The sequence below is a fragment of the bacterium genome (assembly GCA_022616075.1).
Classification (GTDB): Bacteria; Acidobacteriota; HRBIN11; order JAKEFK01; family JAKEFK01; genus JAKEFK01.
This window is the reverse complement of the sequence record JAKEFK010000280.1, coordinates 1-3,830: the sequence shown is the minus strand read 5'-3', so window position 1 is coordinate 3,830 and position 3,830 is coordinate 1. Positions and strand designations below refer to the sequence as shown.

The following is a 3,830-nucleotide window of genomic DNA, read 5'->3' as shown; positions in this document are numbered from 1 at the left end:
CGAGATTTTTGCTCCTTCCGGCGGCCTCTTGATGGGCATAAGTTCCTGTACCGATATGTATATGGGACAGCGCAGTAACTTCATAAATGAGATAACCGTGACGACAGTCAGAGTGAAAGTGATCATGACCTTCTACCTTGTCCCGGCGCGGTTTCTCTGTGGAAATGAACCCATAGGGCGGGGGAAGTCGTTCCTGGTTAAATTTCATACTTCTTCACCTTTTGGTTTTAACTCTCTAAAGCGCAGGAATCGTACGATTCCGTTTTTGATATATTCTTGAGCGACAACCTGCACCCGCCACGCTCCCGGTAGCGGATAAGAGATCGGCTTCGGCAAACGCACTGCAATCCATTGATCCTCTTTTTTCTTGTTTTTGTTTTCTCCCCACAGGAGAAGAGATTGAATTTTTCCCAGCGCGTACTCGGCCGAAGGGGGCCACTCGCTTAAATCAAGCTCATTTTTCTCTGTCAGAACCTGAACCGAAAAGGAGTCCGGTTCTGATTGCCTCCACCGGATTTCTATGGAACTGCCAAAGGCTCTCCCGATCGGAAAATTGTTTTGCAGCGAATTGGCAGTAAATTTTTCAAATCGAATATCGTCTATTCTTTCCAGAGTCACAAAGTCCAGCTCGTTTTGAAATGACTCCAGCAGTTGCGTCAGATTCACTTTCTGCACATCTGTTGAATAAACAAACCCTTGATTCATTGTCCTTTGTGGTGTTTCAGCTCCGCATAGCGAGCCCAATACGCTGCACATCTTTTCAGCAGATCTTCAATCGATTTCTCAATTACGGTGATCACGATTCTGCCGTAGTCCCCTGGTTCTTCCACTACTGTTTCCAGACCATTCAGGCTCAATTTATCTTCCTTTATCAGGTCATACGCTGTTATGTCTTCCGACTCAAACGAGCCGGTGCTCCAGGCGTATGCTGAAACATCATCATTTTTGCCTGTGAAAGGATACACAAATCTCAAACTTTTAAAATTCAGAGTGATAGAGCCAAGTCCGCGAGATTTGCCGAAACCTAACGGGACAAATCCCTGCTTGATGTCCCGCAGAGCAATGGCAAGCAAGCCGACTTGCCAGAACTGAAAGTTGCTGAGTAGCAATTTCGTTTGAAATAGACCGCCTACTACAACTTCGAAGTTGAATGGTCCTACTGCGACACCTCCCGTGAACCGATCGATAGCAACACCGTCCCGCTCCTCTGTCTTGTTTGCAGCAACGGCTGTATTTGATGCGGGATAAGCGTCTGTGATCGCGAGATGACTCGCCAGCACCGTATTTCCAAAGATTCTGCAAATGGCGCAGGAGCGCGCATAGCACTTCAATTCTGATTTTTCCTTTTCAAGCCTCCTGCCGCAAAATGAACCGGCAAAAGGATCGCAGTCGGACACTTTGCGCGTCCTTCCGATTCTTTCACAGTACGCTCGCAGTAACCCTTTCAGGCTGCTTCCCGGCAGGTACACCGTTTCGCCCAGCTCAGGATGCAGACTTCGAACAAAATTCATATCCGGTATTGTTGGATCGGCCCCCGCGTCACGGCCTGATTTGATCAGAAGCGGCCCGGTTGGGACAAGATCAAACTGAAGCTCCAGTTGATTGATAATTTTTTTATGCATGTTGATCTCGCGAAAAAGCAATTTCCAGCTGTTTCCGAACGATTTGATTTATCTTTTCTTCACTGAACGGCTCCCCTTTACCTGAATCAAGAAAGGAAAGAAGCGAGCCAGGATCACCGGCGTCTACGAATTCAGTTTCAGTCCATGGTCCCAGCATCACCCAGCCGAGACCACGCGAACGCCCTCCACCAAGCTGGATCCGTCCACTCTGGATCTCTCGAAGACCGAGAAATAACAATGCCAGTTCACTATTCGCAGCATTTTCAACCAGGATCTCGCATTCGAAACGAATCCCTGGCGGCACAATTTCGTACGAGTACAATGCCCCCTCATGCGCGGTTCCGGTATCGCGATTGATGCCAACACCATCTCTCACTGGATAACCCTGGTTCCAATTTCCCACGAGCAGCATATCCTTGATCAATACTTTTGAAGACAACCAGGAAGACCCAAACAAACTACATGTTGTACAGGATTCCTCGTAAACTTTATCGCTGAGGCCCTGTTCATCCCGTTTGAACTCATCGCGCAAATCCTTCATATGATCTTTACTCACGCACCTCTGATCATCATCGAGCGGATCAGGGCAGGACCAGAGTGCAGGTCGTTTGTCGATTGATCGGGCAATCCTCTCAATAGCGGACCTCAGTACACCTTTAAATGAAGACCCCGGAATATAGGGGGATCCCTGCAAATCTTTGACGACCGAGATATCGGCGCCGGTGGCGCCGGAACTGCTTCCCGAGGCAATACGAAGCCCTGTGACAACCTGAAGCGTTCCTGCGAGACGAAGCCGACTTCCAAATTTTGAAAAATCATGTTCTGCCATTATTTCATCGCTCCTTTTTCTTTCGATAGACAAAATAACGCCGCATTTGTCCCAGATATTGACGCATGAGCTCCATCCAGGCCTCCTCATCTTTTTTCTTTTTCACTTCATCAGACAGTGTCAGTCCTGAACGTTGCGCAGCAATGGAAACGATCCCTTCCGCAGTCGACCCGAGCGCGCGCAACTGTGCAAGCAACTGATCCCCAAAGTTGGACCAGCCCCAGCTCCTTCTGGAGTTGTCGCGACCGATCTGATATTCGATATAGCCAAGAACAACCTCGACGCTTTTTGTCGCTGCCGCAACACCCAGCGTATTGCTCAATTGGGACGCCGAAAGTTCGCATTGTTGATTCGTAAAGTTTGTCTTTTCCGTCCAGGTCTTCATGTCCTGAATGATTTGATTCATTGCAAGATCGACCTGCTGTGTCACAAGCACCTTATATTTTGAGTCATTCATACCGGTTCTACCTCCCTATGAAAAGGAGAACAAACGCGCACATGTCCGTAACCGATTTCTGTAAAAAGTCCGACACCAATGGTTTCAATTTCAGCTAGCATCTTTACAATTTCTTCTATATCGTCCGGATGGTTCGTTTTGACTCGATAAAGAAAAACTCCGCCCATTCTAGAGGCGAGCATGGTTTGTTTGGGTAAGCCGTGTGCTTCAGACCATCCCCGAACAATCCTTGGTTCAACGTATGAGTGAACAAGATCAATACTTCCTCCGAATTTTTTTAAGAACATATTGGGGAATAGCGCAAGTGTCGGGGCGCCGTCATCCACGAGAATGGCATCAGAGAGAAGATCGATCGTGAAGTATAATGCCGCGTCCGGCTGCAACTGTTTTGCGATGTCGTATGCCTCGCGCTCTTTTCTGAGATATGTATTGAACCTGATTAACCTGTCTGTGAGATCATCGTCGCGTGTCTCTTTATTTGCATCCTCACCTGTTGCCTCGGAGTGAGAAATCATTCGCAAGAGCTCGGGCAACCTGTTAAGAGTTGCGGCAGAAAATGGCTGCTCATCGTTCCACTTGAACTGAACTTTGCCCATCCCTCTGGATCGTCCGCTGCCAACAGAAAATATCTTTGGTAGCTGTTCCTTTAGAACAGGAATGAGACATTCATCGGCAACAATTTGTGTTTGGAAGACCGACGCGATTTGTCTTTTTGAGCCGGCAGATTCCTCCTCATCCAGTTCCATACGGTCAGTCATGACTTCCAAGGTGTGAAGAAGGCCTTCTCCTGTCGTGGCGCGATGACGCGATACCGCAGTGCGCGAAAGCCGCTTGATATACACCCTTGGGCTCGTGTATTTCTCATTACGTTGCATATAGAACTTTGAAGCGGGAGTATCTGTTTTTCGATCGACCTCACATT

Annotated in this window: 6 protein-coding genes; all 6 read right to left on the bottom strand. The window is 48.0% G+C overall.

The annotated features are described in order from the left end of the window. A partial coding sequence (locus L0156_23035) for a hypothetical protein (protein MCI0605871.1) occupies positions 1 to 208 on the bottom strand: 208 nt, incomplete at its 3' end. Beyond that, a complete protein-coding gene (locus L0156_23030) occupies positions 205 to 705 on the bottom strand; it encodes a hypothetical protein (protein MCI0605870.1) in 501 nt (166 codons plus the stop codon). The genes L0156_23035 and L0156_23030, both read right to left, overlap by 4 nt. Next, a complete protein-coding gene (locus L0156_23025; protein ID MCI0605869.1) occupies positions 702 to 1,622 on the bottom strand; it encodes an RAMP superfamily CRISPR-associated protein in 921 nt (306 codons plus the stop codon). The genes L0156_23030 and L0156_23025 overlap by 4 nt, the downstream gene beginning before the upstream one ends. After that, positions 1,615 to 2,451: a CRISPR-associated RAMP protein Csx7 gene (csx7, locus tag L0156_23020; protein ID MCI0605868.1), complete on the bottom strand. Its 837-nt coding sequence runs from the start codon at positions 2,449 to 2,451 to the stop codon at positions 1,615 to 1,617. The genes L0156_23025 and csx7 overlap by 8 nt, the downstream gene beginning before the upstream one ends. A gap of 4 nt (positions 2,452 to 2,455) precedes the next feature. After that, the gene (locus L0156_23015; protein ID MCI0605867.1) at positions 2,456 to 2,908 is read right to left on the bottom strand and encodes a hypothetical protein; all 453 of its coding nucleotides are present in this window, start codon (positions 2,906 to 2,908) and stop codon (positions 2,456 to 2,458) included. Beyond that, positions 2,905 to 3,830, bottom strand: a 926-nt coding sequence (locus L0156_23010) for a hypothetical protein (protein ID MCI0605866.1), incomplete at its 5' end; no start/stop codon positions are given. The genes L0156_23010 and L0156_23015, both read right to left, overlap by 4 nt.

Excerpts from the sequence above, each read along its gene's own strand:
- L0156_23030 (MCI0605870.1), bottom strand. The coding sequence starts at position 705 with ATGAATCAAGGGTTTGTTTATTCAACAGATGTGCAGAAAGTGAATCTG.
- L0156_23025 (MCI0605869.1), bottom strand. The coding sequence starts at position 1,622 with ATGCATAAAAAAATTATCAATCAACTGGAGCTTCAGTTTGATCTTGTC.
- csx7 (MCI0605868.1), bottom strand. The coding sequence starts at position 2,451 with ATGGCAGAACATGATTTTTCAAAATTTGGAAGTCGGCTTCGTCTCGCA.
- L0156_23015 (MCI0605867.1), bottom strand. The coding sequence starts at position 2,908 with ATGAATGACTCAAAATATAAGGTGCTTGTGACACAGCAGGTCGATCTT.